At 42.8% G+C, this 17,009-nt stretch carries 14 protein-coding genes; 10 read left to right on the top strand and 4 right to left on the bottom strand.

From position 1 onward, the window contains the following. Window position 1: 1 nt before the first annotated feature. Window positions 2-514: a metallophosphoesterase family protein gene (locus ABFW99_RS00070; RefSeq protein WP_349355057.1), complete on the bottom strand. Its 513-nt coding sequence runs from the start codon at window positions 512-514 to the stop codon at window positions 2-4. 104 nt (window positions 515-618) lie between these two features. Here ABFW99_RS00070 and ABFW99_RS00065 point away from each other — a divergent pair, with 104 nt between their 5' ends. Then, complete coding sequence (locus ABFW99_RS00065) at window positions 619-1,635, top strand: glycosyltransferase family 2 protein (protein ID WP_349355058.1); 1,017 nt, start codon at window positions 619-621, stop codon at window positions 1,633-1,635. A gap of 266 nt (window positions 1,636-1,901) precedes the next feature. On the opposite strand, the gene ABFW99_RS00060 is transcribed toward ABFW99_RS00065, so the two are convergent. Then, window positions 1,902-3,863 (bottom strand): aconitate hydratase, encoded by a 1,962-nt coding sequence (locus tag ABFW99_RS00060; protein ID WP_349355059.1) that lies wholly within the window; start codon window positions 3,861-3,863, stop codon window positions 1,902-1,904. A 76-nt stretch (window positions 3,864-3,939) separates the two neighbouring features. On the opposite strand from ABFW99_RS00060, the gene ABFW99_RS00055 reads away from it, so the two are divergent. The 3 genes from ABFW99_RS00055 to ABFW99_RS00045 all read left to right on the top strand — a co-directional run bounded on the left by ABFW99_RS00055 (window position 3,940) and on the right by ABFW99_RS00045 (window position 6,279). Then, window positions 3,940-4,443: a hypothetical protein gene (locus ABFW99_RS00055; RefSeq protein WP_349355060.1), complete on the top strand. Its 504-nt coding sequence runs from the start codon at window positions 3,940-3,942 to the stop codon at window positions 4,441-4,443. 290 nt (window positions 4,444-4,733) lie between these two features. Next, window positions 4,734-5,183, top strand: coding sequence for an IS200/IS605 family transposase (gene tnpA / locus ABFW99_RS00050; protein WP_349355061.1), 450 nt, complete (start codon window positions 4,734-4,736; stop codon window positions 5,181-5,183). Between the two features lie 220 nt (window positions 5,184-5,403). Beyond that, entirely contained in the window at window positions 5,404-6,279 is an 876-nt protein-coding gene (locus tag ABFW99_RS00045; protein WP_349355062.1) for a DUF58 domain-containing protein, read from the top strand. 5 nt (window positions 6,280-6,284) lie between these two features. Here ABFW99_RS00045 and ABFW99_RS00040 read toward each other — a convergent pair whose 3' ends face one another. After that, complete coding sequence (locus tag ABFW99_RS00040) at window positions 6,285-7,580, bottom strand: peptidoglycan DD-metalloendopeptidase family protein (RefSeq protein WP_349355063.1); 1,296 nt, start codon at window positions 7,578-7,580, stop codon at window positions 6,285-6,287. A gap of 243 nt (window positions 7,581-7,823) precedes the next feature. Between ABFW99_RS00040 and ABFW99_RS00035 the strand changes: the two genes are divergently transcribed. The 4 genes from ABFW99_RS00035 to ABFW99_RS00020 all read left to right on the top strand — a co-directional run bounded on the left by ABFW99_RS00035 (window position 7,824) and on the right by ABFW99_RS00020 (window position 14,103). Continuing rightward, window positions 7,824-8,732 carry a hypothetical protein gene (locus tag ABFW99_RS00035; protein WP_349355064.1) on the top strand — a complete coding sequence of 303 codons (909 nt, stop codon included), beginning with the start codon at window positions 7,824-7,826 and terminating at the stop codon, window positions 8,730-8,732. Further along, on the top strand, window positions 8,729-9,727 hold the full coding sequence (locus ABFW99_RS00030) for a vWA domain-containing protein (protein ID WP_349355065.1): 999 nt from the start codon (window positions 8,729-8,731) through the stop codon (window positions 9,725-9,727). Before ABFW99_RS00035 ends, ABFW99_RS00030 begins: the two co-directional genes overlap by 4 nt. Window positions 9,728-9,839: 112 nt before the next feature. Further along, a complete protein-coding gene (gene mfd / locus ABFW99_RS00025; RefSeq protein ID WP_349355066.1) occupies window positions 9,840-13,184 on the top strand; it encodes a transcription-repair coupling factor in 3,345 nt (1,114 codons plus the stop codon). Further along, window positions 13,177-14,103, top strand: a complete 927-nt coding sequence (locus ABFW99_RS00020; RefSeq protein WP_349355067.1) for an L-threonylcarbamoyladenylate synthase — start codon at window positions 13,177-13,179, stop codon at window positions 14,101-14,103. The genes mfd and ABFW99_RS00020 overlap by 8 nt, the downstream gene beginning before the upstream one ends. Before the next feature lie 360 nt (window positions 14,104-14,463). On the opposite strand, the gene ABFW99_RS00015 is transcribed toward ABFW99_RS00020, so the two are convergent. After that, window positions 14,464-15,546: a M42 family metallopeptidase gene (locus ABFW99_RS00015; RefSeq protein ID WP_349355068.1), complete on the bottom strand. Its 1,083-nt coding sequence runs from the start codon at window positions 15,544-15,546 to the stop codon at window positions 14,464-14,466. 162 nt (window positions 15,547-15,708) lie between these two features. Here ABFW99_RS00015 and ABFW99_RS00010 point away from each other — a divergent pair, with 162 nt between their 5' ends. Both ABFW99_RS00010 and ABFW99_RS00005 read left to right on the top strand, forming a co-directional pair. After that, on the top strand, window positions 15,709-16,101 hold the full coding sequence (locus ABFW99_RS00010; RefSeq protein WP_440707378.1) for an acyl-CoA thioesterase: 393 nt from the start codon (window positions 15,709-15,711) through the stop codon (window positions 16,099-16,101). A 174-nt stretch (window positions 16,102-16,275) separates the two neighbouring features. Continuing rightward, the coding region (locus ABFW99_RS00005) for an HD domain-containing protein (RefSeq protein ID WP_440707376.1) at window positions 16,276-17,009 on the top strand (734 nt) is incomplete at its 3' end.

Below are 17,009 nucleotides of genomic sequence, written 5' to 3'. Positions count from 1 at the left end.
TCTACTCTGCCGCTTCCTGTTCAACATCCAGGTTAATCACTTCTACATTGTGCAGTTTCCCTTCGATAATTTGGAAGCGAATTACGGTTCTCTGCGATTGAAAGCCTTGCTTGCCGGCAGCCCCGGGGTTCATATACAACATTTTATTTAAATCCTGATCACGTGAAATACGAAGAATATGAGAGTGGCCGCACACAAAAAGTTCGGGAGGATTGGTTTCCATTTCCTTACGGATAGGAAGGCAATAACGTCCGGGAATTCCCCCGATGTGCGTCATCCACACTTTCAGCCCCTCCCTTTCAAAACGCTGATGCAATGGATAAACCTCGCGAATGTCTTCCCCATCAATGTTACCGTACACACCGACAACAGGGGCGATTTTTTGAAGTTCATTAGCTATAGACAGGCTCCCAAAATCTCCGGCGTGCCAGATTTCGTCGCAGTCCTCGAAATACTCGAATACCTGAGGATCGAGGTAATTATGCGTATCTGAAATTAGCCCTATTTTGATCATACTTTTTGTATCATCTTAGTACTCCAATAAAGCGGAACAAGAAACTACATTTTTAAGTCTGGTTCCACCATTTTCGAAAACAACAGCAAAATTTTATTCATTCATTGAAGAGTTTCAGCATTATTATCGTTACCTGGAATGCCCTTGAACATCTCAAGAACTATCTGCCATCGGTAACCCAAACAGACTATCCGGATTTCGAAATCATCATCGCTGATAATGCCTCCACCGACGGTTCAAAAGATTGGGTAAAGTCAACGTATCCTGAAATTAAAATTGCCACCTTTGACCAAAACTACGGTTATTGCGGTGGAAATAACAGAGCTGTTCCCTTTGCAAAAAACGAGATTTTACTTTTTCTGAATAATGATGTGAGAGTAGACAAAAACTGGTTACATGGCCTGAACCATGCGTTTGAGCAAGGCGATCAAGTAGCGGCTGTACAACCCAAAATGAGAGCAGATAAACAGCCGGAGTATTTTGAATATGCGGGTGCTGCAGGTGGATATATGGATAAATACGGATACACCTTTTGCCGTGGACGTATTTTTGATGAAGTGGAGCGGGATGAAGGACAGTATAATGATTCCCCTAACCTCTTCTGGGCATCAGGAGCTGCACTGGCTATCCGAAAAGATTTATTCATCGACTCAGGTGGATTTGATGAAGACTTTGAATTTCACATGGAAGAAATTGACCTGTGCTGGCGGCTTCAGAATCAGGGATATATAATCAGCTACGCACCCGATAGCGTAATCTATCATTTAGGCGGGGGATCACTTCCTATGGGCTCCCCTCGTAAAGTGTATTACAACTTCCGGAACAGCCTGTTTATGCTGTGGAAGAATTACAGTTCGTCCAGTTTACGAAAGAGATTTCTGCTTCGGTTGATACTGGATGTAATTGCCGCTTATAAAGCGCTCTTGTCCGGAAAACCCAAAGAATGGTGGGCCATAGCCAAGGCCCACCTGCATTTTGCGATAAACTTTATTGGGGTGAATCGAAAGCGAAAAGGACTTCAATCCCAACGAACTATCTCCCAAGATCCTGATTCCATGCTGGAAATGAGTCTCATTTGGAAGCATTTTGCCAAGGGTATCAATCGCTTTCGTGATTTGTAGTCTTAAAGAAGACTTTCGGAAAGGTCCGTTGCTAATGATAAAAACCTATCCTTAGCTCTGCTTTTCCGACTTCTTCTGCCTTCTCCTTCAACAAGGAGAAAGACGCTTAATTTCTATCCATTGTGAAGATTCAACATCTGTTTTTTAAACTGATAGATAAGTCTCCTCCTTGCGAAGGAGAGGATTTAGGTGAGTTCGGAGTGAAGGCTTGGATATTTGAGTTAAACACCTACACACCATTAAAATAAATCACCTTCACTTTATCTCTAAGAAGCTTTTCTTTTCTTAAAAGAGTTAATTACTCCCCCATCAAGTACCGCCTGCCGCTGGCGATCGCTTAGCGTGTGTTTCACTTCGTATTCAGTTCCTTTGGTCACATTGATCAATTTTGCCGTATTCCCGCTTTCTATACTTGCTCGGATGTTTTCAACTTTAAGTACATCTCCCTGGTCAATGTCATTGTAATCTTCTTCGCTGGTGAACTCAAAAGGCGGGATTCCGAAATTCACCAGGTTTTGCCAACCGATTCGAGCATAGCTTTTCGCAATTACAGCACGCTGGCCTAAATACCTCGGAGCGATGGCTGCGTGTTCACGACTGGAGCCCTGTGCGTAATTTTCACCAGCGATAACCACGTGCCCACCTTGTTCTTCTTTGGCTTTCATGGCCCGGTCGTGAAAGTTTTTATCGACAACATCGAGTGTAAACTTACTGATCTCGGGGATATTGCTTCTGTATGGCAGCACTTCGGTTCCTGCCCGCAGTATTTCATCAGTAGAAATATCATCCCCCATTTTAAGCAACACCGGGACTTCAAAATCTTCCAACTCACCAAAATTTGGCATGCTTGAAATGTTGGGTCCTTTTTTAATTTCCCCCCGCTCCTCTTTGGGCTTGGGGGGTGTCAGCATATCGGTGTTTACAATCACTTCTTTGAGCGGAGTGTATTTCGGATACTCCATATTGAACAACTTCTCGAGGTCTCTCGGATCGGTAATTTTGCCAGTAAGTGCAGATGCTGCCGCTGTTTCCGGACTTACAAGGAATACTGAGTCTTCCGGAGTACCCGATCGGTCAGGAAAATTACGCGGCACCGTTCTCAAACTATTTTGACCGGTAGCCGGAGCCTGTCCCATTCCAATACATCCATTACAACCTGCCTGATGAATGCGGGCTCCGGATTGAACCAGGTTAAACATCACATCATTCTTAACCATATTCTCGATAATCTGCCTGGATGTAGGGTTGATATCAAATGAGACATTATCATTTACCGTTTTTCCTTTCACAATTTCAGAGGAAATCCAAAAATCACGATATCCGGGATTTGCCGAAGAGCCAATGTAGGACTGGTAAATATCTTTACCCTCTACTTCACGAACAGGAACCACATTACCCGGAGAACTTGGCAGGGCAATTAACGGCTCCACATCGTCAAGTATAAGCTCCTCGTATTTATCGTATTCTGCTCCATCATCCGCAAGAAGCTCCACATATTCATCACCCCGCTTTTGGGATTCCATGAACCTACGGATTTCTCCATCAGCCGGAAAGACGGTGGTTGTAGCTCCCATTTCGGTCCCCATATTTGCTATAACGTGACGGTCCATGGTATCCAGGTTCTTCAATCCTTCCCCGAAATATTCTATCACATAACCGGAAGCTCCATCCACATCATACCGGCGAAGCATTTCCAGAACCACATCTTTGGCACTGACCCAATCCGAAAGTTCTCCTTTAAGCTCCACTCCCAGAACTTTAGGCATCTTTATAAACAAAGGTTCACCTGCAATCGCAAAGGCCACATCCAATCCACCAGAACCGATGGCCAACATTCCCATACATCCTGATGCCGGTGTGTGGCTATCTGAACCTGCCAGGGTTTTGCCCGGAATAGCAAAGCGTTCGGTCTCTATAGGATGACTCACTCCGTTTCCCGGACGGCTAAACCACATTCCAAATCGTTCTGCCGCTGATTTCAGAAATACATGATCATCAGGATTCTTAAAGTCAGACTGTATCAAATTGTGATCTACGTATTGGCAGGAGAGCTCAGTCTTGGCCTCGTCAAGTTCCATGGCTTCCAATTCCAACATCACCATGGTTCCGGTTGCGTCCTGTGTTAGGGTTTGGTCGATCTTAAGCCCGATTTCTTCACCAGGCACCATCTCTCCTTCCACCAAATGACTTTGAATTAGTTTCTGCGTTACGTTAAGCGGCTTACCCATATCTATTTACCAATTGTTGAAATTGTGAATTATCGCTACTATCACAACTTCATGAGACGCAAAAAGATTCAAATTTGTGAACATAGATTTTGAACATCATTTCGATAAAGCCCTTCCGTTCATTAAAAAGTGGTGGTTTTCGATTGTTTGCATCCCTTTTTGCTGGGTGTTAGCTGAACAATTCTGGATGGCACTGAAATGGGAAATCTCCTTTTCCTGGAATTATCCTTATCCCTTCTTTCTGTCTCCTTTTTTCTTTTTGATCGATAACTTTCTTTTGATTGTACATGAAGCGGGGCATACAATATTTGGTTTCATCGGCGGACGATTCCTGACTATCCTGGGAGGTACGCTTTTGGAGATTCTATTACCCTTTGGCATCTTTATTTATGGCTGGTACCATCACAAAAGGATTACAGCTCAAACCGGATTGTTGCTCACCGCTTTTGCCTGGATCGAATCGGCAGCCTATGCAGCAGATGCGATGGACAGACGAATGCCATTGATTGGCAATCTCCCAAAATCATCTCACGATTTTTATAACCTATTTTCTATGAAGGAGTGCTTACCGAACATATGACTTACGCCTGGATGATGTACTGGATCGGAATTCTGACGCTTGCCCTCTTTTTCATCTGGCCACTGATGGAGCGTACGCAATATGAATATGTGGATATCGAGATGGATTTGTGATAGTTATGTATGATATTATTATCTGCTCGATATGCTACTGTACAGAAACAGAATGCAGTACTATGTCATTATTCATAATCCTGAAAGGATTAAAAATAATAACTCCGGGTAAAACCCGGACGAAATAAAACATATAAAATTAACCCTAAAGGGGTTAAATAGAACAGGGGGCAGAAGATGAGCACCTATACACAATTACTATATCAAATAGTATTTAGTACAAAAAACAGAAAGCCTGTATTGAATAAAGACAAGAGAAAAGAACTTTATAAATACATCTGGGGAATTCTAAAGAATAAGAAATGCCATTTATATCAAATTAATGGGATTGAAAATCATATTCATATCATCACTCACATCCATCCAAGTATTGCAATTTCAAGCTTAGTCAAAGACATTAAATTAGCAAGCAGTAAGTTTATAAAGAAGAATGAATTGTTTTCTGATTTTCAAGGCTGGCAATCAGGATATGGTGCTTTTACTTATTCGATTGAAGCCAAGGACCGTTTAATAGAATACGTGAGAAATCAAGAAGAACATCACAAGCTAATTAGCTTTCTGGAAGAATATAAGGCCTTATTGAATGAGCATGATGTTTCGTTTAACGAACAATATTTGCCTAAGTAATTAAACCCCTTTGGGGTTTTCTGCCTCAATCATTTCTATAGCCACAGGTTTCGTTTCACTTCACCTATGGCTATTATCATTATATCCCGTTGGGATATTTTACTGTTGCTCAAATAATTCATCTCTTCAACTCCCCTATGGGTTAATTCGAATTTCCTCTCTTACATTAAACATCCCTTTTATTATCTTAACTGGAGTAATGTAAACCCAGCTGATTTATATGATCCCTAAGGAAATCCTTAAAAAAATACGGAAGCTCGAAATCCAGACCAAAGGTATTGTAAACACCCTGTTTGGAGGAGAGTATCAGTCGGCTTTTAAAGGGCGCGGGATGGAATTTTCTGAAGTGAGAGCTTATACCTACGGTGATGATATCCGGCAAATCGACTGGAATGTAACAGCCCGCACCGGCGATCCCTTCATCAAAGTTTTTGAGGAAGAACGGGAGCAAACGCTCATGCTTTGTATCGATATTTCTCAAAGCGGTACCTTTGGAAGTCAGAGCCAAAGTAAAATGGACCTGGCTATTGAGCTGGCCGCCGTGTTGGCTTTCAGTGCTATCAAGAACAGCGATAAAGTGGGATTGGTACTCTTTAGTGATCATATCGAAAAAGTGGTTCCTCCCAAAAAAGGACGCACGCACGTATTGCGGCTCATCCGCGAACTCTACACAACGAAACCCACCGGAACCGGTACAGATATTGCCGATGCTCTGTCCTACATTAACCGGCTTCTGGACCGAAGAGCCATCGTGGTACTAACCTCAGATTTTCAGGATAAGGATTTTGAGAAGCAGCTTCGTATTACCAATCAAAAACATGATTTGGTAAGCATTATCATTAACGATCAACTTGAAGACGAGCTTCCGGATATAGGATTGGTAAAGATCAGGGATGCTGAAACCGGAGTCGAAAAAATGATTGATACGTCAAGCAGAAAAGTTCGTGAAGCGTATAAAATCCGGCGTATGGAGCAGAAAGCCTACATACACGACAAGATGCTTAAGATGAAAATTGATGCCGTTGAGGTTCAAACCAATGAATCGTACGTGCAACCCCTGATGAACTTCTTTAAGCGTCGTGGCAGCCGCTACTGATTAAATTAAGGCGCGGCAAAGGAAGCTACGGTTGACTCCCCGGATTCATTAATTTGGCTGAGCTGAAATTTAAGGTCTTCAATGCGATTGGTGAATCGCTCCATTTCCTCCCCTTCAATAGCTTTTGAAGGTGGCAGCTTAACTTTCAGGGGGTTTACCGGCTGCCCGTTTTTATAAATCCGGTAATCTAAATGTACACCGGTTACTCTTCCTGTTTTGCCTACATACCCAATTACCTGGCCTTGTTTTACTCTTTGTCCGGCACGAATTCCTTTCGCAAAACCATTCAGGTGTAAATATGCTGTAGTGTAGGTACCGTTATGTCGGATTTTAACAATATTGCCATTAGCACCCCGATATTGCGCTTCAGTCACTTCACCATCACCAACAGATAACACGGGTGTGCCGAGTGGAGCGGCATAATCAACCCCGTAGTGAGGCATTCTCCTTTTCAGAACCGGATGGAAACGACTGTGAGAAAAGTTCGAACTTACCCTCTGTGAATACTTAAAGGGTGCTTTCATCAATGCTTTTTGTACACCATTGCCATCACTATCGTAGTATCCGGCACGATCATCCGTTTCGTAGTAGAAAGCATCGAAGGTTTCATTTTTATTGGTGAACTCCGCTGCAAGAATTCTTCCAATTCCGAAAGGTTCACCATCTACAAATTCTTCTTCATAAATCACCTTAAAGCTATCGCCCGGGTACAGACGAAAGAAGTCAATTTGCCAGGCAAAAATTTCACTTAATCTATATCCAAGAAGCGGACTGGCTTCCTGACCTACCAGCGTTTCGTAAAGAGAAGATTCTATCATTCCACTTGCCTCAGCAATACGAGTAGTAACCTCTTTCTGCCCCGTTGTTACTCTTACGTCATCTCTCCACTCAAAAATAACATAGTCGAGAGCGTTTGTATGTAGAATTAACCGTTGGGCATCTTTCGATTCTTTATCAAGGTAGGTTAAGTACTTTTGCCCCGGCTTAATTCGGTTACTTTGAAACACGCCTTGGGACTTCTTACTTATCTCATAAATCGTTTGAGGTGAAACGTCTAAATCTCTGAGTATCAAATACAAACTCTCATTGCGCTTAACCTTGCCTTCTGCAACCTCAAGGTCCAGTCGGTTAAACCCATATGAGTCTAGCTGTACGCCTTCTGATATCTCAACCAAATTATCCGGCGAGATGACCAACTCAGGCAAATCTGTATTTTTCTTTGAATAAAGTGTCAGGGAAAGCGTAGCTATCAGACAAAACACACCAATTCCCAAACCCAACTTCATACCACTATTAACCATGTATCAACTGTAGATTAAATATTTTGGAAAATAATAAGGATTAATACCCTACTTTCATAAAAATGAGATGCACCTTACTTTTGCAAAATATTTACAACTCATTGTTATATTTTCAGGCTGTTAAGTTCAATTAAGATATTATTTTCAATTTTAATGGAAATCACCCTGTTGAGGCACCGCGCTTTACGACTATTCGTTTTGTTGGTTTCATGTTTATGCTCGGCGCAGATTTTCGCTCAAAGCGTGAGTACACGGGTTACAACCGACACTCTTACCATTGGTGAGGTTTTTGAGTACTCCATTGCCATTCAATTTGACCGGGAGTACCAAAGTGTACAATATCCGGATACCAATGCTTTTCCTTCTTCACTTGAACTTATAGACCGGCAACAGTTCCGAACATCTGACTTCTCGGATAGTCTGGTGTACACGCTGCAGTATTTCAACAACCAGGATGTGCAAATTTCTTCCCTGCCTATTTCTCTGAATGGAACCAATGACTCAGCAACGGTATTCACCGATCCCATCTCTCTTTATTTCGAAACAGTAGTAGCAAAAGGTGATACGACGCTTAAGCCCATGAAGCCCATCTATGCGTTTCCGCGCCCCTGGTGGCCGTGGCTGATGGCTGCATTATCCATTGCTGGCTTTTTGTTATGGTGGTTTAAATTCAGAGATCAGGAAGTCACGGATAGCAAAGACGCAGAACCTCAGATTGAGCCTTTCTACAACCCTCTTGAAGAACTGGAAGCGCAATTATTGGCCATCAAGAATGATTCCAACGTGGCAGAGACTAAAAACTTCAAACTCTTTTACAGCAAAGTAGGTGATTCCATCCGTGCCTATTTTGAAGATTTGTACAACATACCTGCTCTGGAGTGTACTTCAAGTGAGTTGTTGCGCTACCTGGATGCCTATGGCGTCGATGATACCCTATCTGAAAAAACACGTGTTGTATTAAGAAAAGCAGATCTGGTTAAATTCGCCAAATACACCCCGACCCTTGAAGATGCATGGCAAACCCTCGATCATGCTCTTGAATTCCTGGAGCGGGCTAAACTGGCCGATTCTGCACGCATTGGGAGACTTAAAGCAAAGTACGATCAGCAGTTTATGATCACATCACCCAAAAAAGAACAAGGTGAGGCATGATGGAGTTTGCTAATCCACAATGGTTTTGGGCATTATTTATTCTGCCGGTTATTATTGGATTGTATCTGTACCGGTACTTTGCTCATAAACAGGCAACGCTTTCTTTTTCATCACTGGAACTGCTGGATGATTTACCCGGAAACTGGAAAGCGCACCTCCATTGGATACAGGCACTTTTTCTTTGGTTGGGAATCGGGTTTTTGATACTAGCCCTTGCACGTCCCCAGGAACGGCTTACTACCGTAGAGCGCAATGCTGAGGGAATAGATATTGTACTCGTTTTGGATATGTCGACTTCAATGAGGGCTGAGGACTTAAAACCTAATCGTTTTGAAGCTGCCCGGAATGTTGCCAAAAATTTTGTGGACAAACGAAATTCTGATCGAATCGGGCTGGTTACATTTGCAATGAAAAGCTTTACAGTGGTTCCGCCAACTCTGGATTACCGCTTACTCAAAAGCTTGCTCGATGATCTGGAAATGGGGGTTATTGAGGATGGCACAGCTATTGGCATGGGGATCGCAACCGCTATAAACCGGCTGAAAGAAAGTGAGGCCGAAAGTAAGATCATCATTTTGCTTACAGATGGACAGAATAACGCCGGGGAGATAGATCCTGTAACTGCAGCCGACCTGGCTGTGACCTATGGTATCAAGATATATACCATTGGTGCCGGTACACGTGGAACTGCTCCCTACCCTATTCAAGACCCCATTTTTGGAAGACGTTATCAAAATATTCAGGTGAATATTGACGAGGAGATGTTAACCCAGGTAGCCAATTTAACGGACGGAAAATACTTTCGGGCTACCGATTCGGAACAGCTTGAAAATATCTATGCAGAAATTGACGAGCTTGAAAAATCAGAAGTTGAAGAACTTATCTATACCGATTACGAGGATCTTTATGACCGATACCTTGGCCTTTCCCTGGGTTTTCTCTTTTTTAGTTTCCTGCTTAGCAAAACCATTCTTAACGGGATAGAAAACTCCTGAACGTTTTAGCCTTTACTTACTTTACTTTAAATCCGAATGTACTATACCGATTGCCAATCGGGCTTGAATCGGCGTATCTTCAAACTCAAATTTTCAGCACCCAAAGCTATACATGAGCATATCTTTAATTAAAGATCAACTTCAGAAGAACGGGGTTTTCGAACGCGTTTATGAAGAAATTTCTGAACACCATAAAATCACGCTTAAAAAGAGTATTGGTGCGCTCAACAGCTTTTTATTGAATTCGCTCTCTACCCGGAAAAAAAATGTAGTTGTAATATCTGAAACAGATGAAGGCGCCCGGTTTCTGAAAGCAGATCTTGATGTAATCAGCAATCAAAACCCGGTTATATTTTTTCCTTCATCGAATAAGAAACCATATGACCAGCAACAACTTAAAGACACCAGCTTATTGGTTCAAAGGTCAGAAGCGCTTCAGTCCATTTCAGACCATGACGCAAAAGTTGTCATTACATCCGTAGAAGCCATTGGTGAAAAAATTGCACCGCCCTCTACCCTGAGTGAGGTGAGCCTGGTACTGGAAAAAGGACAGGATGTGGATCTGGAGAAGTTTCGGGAACAACTGGTAGATCAGGGTTATAGTCCCGTTAAGTTCGTGGATGAGCCTGGTGAATTTGCGGTCCGCGGTGGCATCCTGGATGTTTTCCCCTACTCGGGAGAATACCCTTTGCGACTTGAGTTTTTTGGGGATGAACTGGATACCATCCGCGAGTTTGATGCCGATTCCCAGCGATCGATTGCCTTCCTGAATCAGGCTCGCATTATACCGGATTTAACCAACCTTCCGGAAACAGAGAAATCAAGCTTTCTCTCCTATTTTACTGAAGATACCATGCTTGTTACTTCCAATAGAGATTTGATTGTTTCTGAAATTGGGAAAAACTTTAAGGCAGCCGTTGAGGCTTACAACAGCCACGATGCAGATAAGGAGCTGGCATTACCTGAGGAGCTTTATCTATCAGAAGATGTTTTTGCTGAGGAATTGGGGAAATTTACCCACCAGCTGTTTGTAGCTAATGTAGGTGCTGCTGAAAAAGAAGAAAACTTCCATACGCTTGAAACCAAACCACAGCCCGATTTTCACGGTAACTTCAAATTACTTCGTGAGAATATCACCAAAAACACATCAAAGGGGCTGAATACCATTATTTTGTGTGATAATGACGGGCAGCGGGACCGTTTTGAGGAGCTACTCGGAGAAGCCAGTCAGGAGTTCAAATACCGATTGGTCGTGGAAACACTGCATGAAGGGTTTATCTATGAACCCGCCAAATTAGCTGTGTATACCGATCACCAGATCTTTAACCGATACCATCGCCCCAAAACCAAGAGACGTCGTTTTCACGGCGGTATTTCCTTTAAAGAATTGAAGGATTTAAGCCTGGGTGATTTCGTGGTTCATGTGGATTATGGGATTGGAAAGTTTATGGGCTTCAAAAAGATCAATGTAAAGAATACCGAACAGGAAGTGGTTGTTTTCCAGTACAAGGATGACTCCACCCTGTACGTAAACGTCACCAGCCTTCATAAACTTCAAAAATACTCCGGAAAAGAGGGAACGGCTCCCCGAATTACCAAGCTGGGATCAGGTGCCTGGGCACGAAAAAAAGAACAGACCAAGAAGAAAGTAAAGGATATAGCTCGTGAGCTTATCCAATTGTACGCCAAGAGAAAAGCTGAAACAGCTCATGACTTTTCATCTGATAATGAATGGCAAACAGAACTTGAAGCGAACTTCGAATTTGAGGAAACTCCGGATCAGTATGATGCCATTGAAGCTGTAAAGAACGACATGGAAAGCACACACCCAATGGACCGGCTTATATGTGGCGATGTAGGCTTTGGTAAAACAGAGGTAGCCGTCCGTGCTGCCTTCAAAGCAGTACTAGACCACAAGCAGGTCGCTGTTCTGGTTCCCACTACTATCCTGGCAGAGCAGCATGCCAAAACCTTTATGCGTAGAATGGAGAAGTTTCCGGTACGTATTGAAGCCCTCTCTCGCTTTAAGACTTCTAAGCAGCAGAAGGAGTCGATCAAGAAGCTTAAAGAAGGCGAGTTGGACATAATTATTGGTACCCACCGCCTGCTTTCTAAAGATGTTGAATTTAAAGACCTCGGGCTCATTATTGTGGATGAGGAACAAAGGTTCGGTGTTTCAGCCAAAGAGAAGCTCAAAAGCTTTCGAGCCTCGGTAGATGTACTAACGCTTACAGCGACGCCAATCCCAAGAACCTTGCAGTTTTCGCTGATGGGCGCCAGGGATCTAAGTATTATCAATACTCCCCCTCCCAATCGTCAGCCTGTATATACTGAAATACACAGCTTTGATGAAGAACTGATCCGGGATGCCATATTGCAGGAAATTTCCAGGGGCGGACAGGTATTTTTCATCCATAACCGGGTCAAGAATATTGAAGAAATTGCGGAGATGGTACGCCGATTGGTGCCGGACATCAGGGTTCGCTTTGGACATGGGCAAATGACTGGCTCCCAGCTGGATAAGATAATCACCGATTTCTATCAACATAAGTTTGATGTGCTGGTTTCCACCAACATTGTAGAGAATGGAATCGACATAGCCAACGCTAATACTATCATCATCAATCAGGCGAATAATTTTGGGCTGGCTGAGCTTCATCAGCTGCGAGGCAGGGTTGGCCGATCCAATCGAAAAGCCTTTTGTTATCTTATTACCAACCCAATCCAAACGCTGAGTACAGAAGCCAGGAAACGCCTGTTAGCCCTGGAAGAGTTTTCTGATCTCGGCTCCGGCTTTAACATCGCGATGCGTGACCTTGATATCCGCGGCGCTGGTGATATTCTGGGAGCTGAACAGAGCGGCTTTATCAATGATATCGGCTTTGACCTGTACACGAAGATACTCAACGATGCGGTTAAAGAGCTCAAGCAGTCCGAATTCAGTGATATGTTCGATGATGTGGAAATTGAGGTAGAGCTTCCAGAAACCACCGTTGAGTTTGATGAAACTGCCCTGCTTCCACAAAATTTTGTATCAGATAATGTTGAGCGTTTAAATTTATATCGCAAATTATCTCAGGCAAGTACTGAGAAAGAGATTGAAGAATGGAAAGATGAAATTGTTGATCGGTTTGGCCCTGCACCTAAAGAAGCCGAATATCTGATTCTGGCTAGCAAAATCCGGTTATTTGCATCCCGAAACTTCTTCACAAAAGTAACGATCAGAGCCGACCGCATGTGGCTGGTATGCCCCAAACAGGAAACAGAAATGGGAGCAAACTTCTTTGATTCAGGTAAGTTTCAGGGTATTCTTGAAAAGCTGGAAATTACCAAAAAAGATAAATTTCAGGTGATTCAGAAGAAAAATACTGTCCGTTTTGTAGTGCAGGAAATCCCGGATGTTAAAGCTGCTTATGAATATCTTAAAGAACTGGCTATGAGTGAGTTACATGCCTGACTTAATACGATATATTGATCTGATTAAAAAAGGAAATGTAGTAGCATTTCCAACAGAAACGGTTTATGGCCTGGGCGCCGATGCCTGGAATCCTACAGCCATTCAAAAGATTTTCACCATCAAAGGCCGGCCTTCTGATAACCCGTTAATTGTTCATGTTTCTGAGGAAGAACAGGTGCATGAATTTTCTGATCACATTCCGGATTCAGCTCACACATTAATCGAAGAGTTCTGGCCCGGCCCCCTTTCTTTGGTTTTACCTAAAAAGTCTAAAGTGCTGGATGCAGTTACAGCCGGGTTAGATACTGTTGCCATCAGAATGCCCGATCACGATACTGCAATTGAATTTATTTCAAAAACCGGTCCCCTGGTTGCACCAAGCGCTAATAAATCCGGGCGACCCAGTCCTACCAAATCCGAACATGTAAAAACGGATTTTGGTGAGGACTTCCCGGTTATTGATGGTGAGGCAACGAAAATAGGATTGGAATCTACGGTGCTTGATTTGACAGGCGATCAGCCTGAAATCCTTCGTCCGGGAAGCATAAGTCGTAAAGAGATCGAAGACGTATTGGGTTTTTCTGTCCATGAATCCTTCTTTGATCATATGGAACGACCTAAAAGCCCGGGTCAGAAGTACTCTCACTATAAACCTAAGGCTGAAGTTCGCTGGCTGGGGGCTGAAGAAGAACCAGATGATCAGGATTGCCTCTACTTACTTTTAACCTCCAATTATGGCAGTTCGGCCAACATCATTAACTTCAATAACGATTTAGACCTGTTAGCCCGGCAGATATATGACCGATTGCGCCAGGCTGATATTGAAGGATTCTCAACGGTTGTCATTGAGAACTTTCAAGATATGGACCATCCTATAATTCCGGCTCTGTTAAATAGAGTACAGAAAGCTATTGGTTAATTAAATCAAATTATGACTGATCATAATCCCAAAGAAAATAATTATTTAAAAAAATCAGCTAAGATTTTTAAAGTAAACGGTACTCTTTTCATTTTTACTATTATAACATCAGTACTGATTAGACCGATTATAGAGAATCATTACATAAAAGATTTAATAATTGGACTACCACTATTAATTATCTTTTTACTTTCACCTTTTGGACTCTATTTCAGTATCAAGAGTTATTTAAAAAGAGAGGGTTCAAAAATTATAAGATTTAAATACTTGTTTAGTAATTCGTTCTTCTTCTTGTTGCTTCTTGTTTTCTTGATAGCTCTGATCAGAGATGTGTTAAATTTCTTTCAATAGATATTGTAATCATTCTTCAAAAACGCCAAATGTTTGATCTGGCCTCATCGAAAGCACAGCTTTGACCATCACGTCTACTAACGCATTTACGTCCTTCATGGAGCAAATTTCGACCGGAGAATGCATATACCTGAGCGGTAACGAAATCAATGCACTTGGGATACCCGTTTGCTGATAAAAAATACTGTCGGTATCCGTTCCGGTTCTAACGCTGGTAGCCTCATGCTGGATTTCGATTTCGTTCTTTTCACAAACCTCTTCCAGGAATTCAACCACTTTAGGGTGATTAGCTCCACCATGCTGTATCGTTGGCCCTTTACCCAGTTCTACCGTTCCATGTTCTTTCTGATCTATTCCGGGTGTATCAGTAGCGTGGGTTACGTCGGTCACTAAAGCCACATCCGGCATAAAACGGTAGCTCATCATGCGCGCCCCGAAACCGCCTACCTCCTCCTGTATAGAGTTCAGGGCAATTACATTCACTTTCAGGTCTTTCTTCTGCTCACTGATTTTCCGCATGGCTTCAGCAATAATGTACCCACCAATACGATTATCCAGCGCACGGGCAGTAAGCCGGTCATCACTCAGAAATTCCGTATCGGATGTATATGTAATCGGATCTCCAATCTGCACCAGCTCCAGCGCCTCTTCTTTGGATGAAACTCCGATATCAACATAAATGTCCTTCCATGCAGGTTGCTTACCGCCACCGTTTTTATTGTCCTGCAGGTGAATAGCCGTATTCCCGGTAACCCCGACTACCCGTCCTCTTTTATTGTGAATAAAAACTTTTTTGGCACGCGCAATAGTCGAATCACTTCCCCCTAATTTGTTCACATACACATATCCCTGATCGGTGATATGCTGAACCACCATCCCAATTTCGTCACAATGGGCTTCCAGCATAACTGTGGCAACATCCCCACTCATATTTATTTTGCCGGCAGCTGAACCATATGCATCCGTTACCACCTCATCAGCAAACTGCTCAACATACTCCTTCCAGACTTTTACTCCTTCTTTTTCATACCCCGTCGGACTCGGAGTGATGAGTAATTCTTCTAAAAAATCGCGTTCATTCTGCTTTGCCATTCGTGTACTGAATTTGGTTTGAATTTAGTCGGGTTGAATATAATAAATATAGCTTCCAGAATAAGCCTTTTACCATTTGTCATTTCGCCTGATCAACCGCATCTTCTGAACAAAAAAATTATTGATGTTTAGACCTGATTATAACCCTGACACTTTTTATCACTGGACAGAGATCCCCGTTCGTTTCGGGATCTGGATCCGCTTAATCATGTAAACAATGCCCTGTTCAACACCTACCTGGAAGAAGCACGTATACAGTTCTTGGGGGAAGTTGGACAAATGCAGAATGAATTCACACAAGGTAAAACCTTTGTGCTGGTAAAAATCACCATCGAATACCTGAAGCAAATCACTTTTCCCTCAACTTTACTGGTAGGAACCGGAGTTGGAGAAGTTGGCAACTCCAGCATTGAGGCTGTTCAGGGTATTTACGATAAGAAGTCAAAGGATTTGATGGGAGTAGCCAAGTCGACCGGTGTCTGGTATGATATCAACAAAAAACGCCCTACCCGGCTCCCTGAGATCGAAAATTTAAATGAGATGAAAGTAAGGTGATATGGTGATTGGGTGATTGGGTGATTGGGTGATTGGGTGATTGGGTGTTTCGGTGATTTTTTAATTCAAGCGAGTCATTTCACCACTCATCACCGCATCACTTTATCACCACATCACTCTTTACCTTATTTCTGTATATCTTCAACGGCTCTAACATAATTCTCCTTACATCACATGGACAAAAGCACACGGTATAAAATTTTTAATGATCCCATTCATGGGTTTATAACCGTTCCAAAAGGTCCCATTCTTAGACTGATTGACCACCCCTATGTTCAGCGGTTAAGGAGGATACGTCAGCTCGGACTTGGTTACCTTGTTTTTCCAGCTGCCGAACATTCCCGGTTTTCACATGCTTTAGGCGCACTTGAGTTAGGTCAGCGCGTACTTAACAACCTTCGTGAAAAGGATACCACTATCAGTCAACCCGAGTATGAAGGAACCCTGATGGCTATTCTACTGCATGATGTTGGCCACGGCCCCCTTTCTCACACACTGGAGCATTCGTTGATTAAGGACTTCAACCATGAAATGATGAGCTTATCCATCATGAAAGAGCTCAACAAGGAGTTTCATGGAGCACTGGATACCGCCATCGATATTTTCACCAACCAGCATAAGAAAAAGTTTCTTCACCAATTCATTTCTTCCCAGCTCGATTTAGATCGTTTGGATTACCTGAGAAGGGACAGCTTTTTTAACGGTGTTTCAAAAGCCACGGTGGGGATCAATCGCATCCTGAAAACCATGCGGGTTTTTAAGGGAAATATCGTGATTGAGAAGAAGGGAATTTATGCGGTAGAGAATTATATCATCGCCCGCCGTTTGATGTACATGCAGGTTTATCAACATAAAACCGTTTTAAGTGCCGATTTTTTACTTCGAAGCATATTTAAACGGGTACATAA

Origin of the sequence: Gracilimonas sp. BCB1, assembly GCF_040117685.2 — a bacterium.
Classification (GTDB): Bacteria; Bacteroidota; Rhodothermia; order Balneolales; family Balneolaceae; genus Gracilimonas.
The sequence above is the reverse complement of the archived record's forward strand: the minus strand, read 5'-3'. Positions and strand labels throughout refer to the sequence as shown.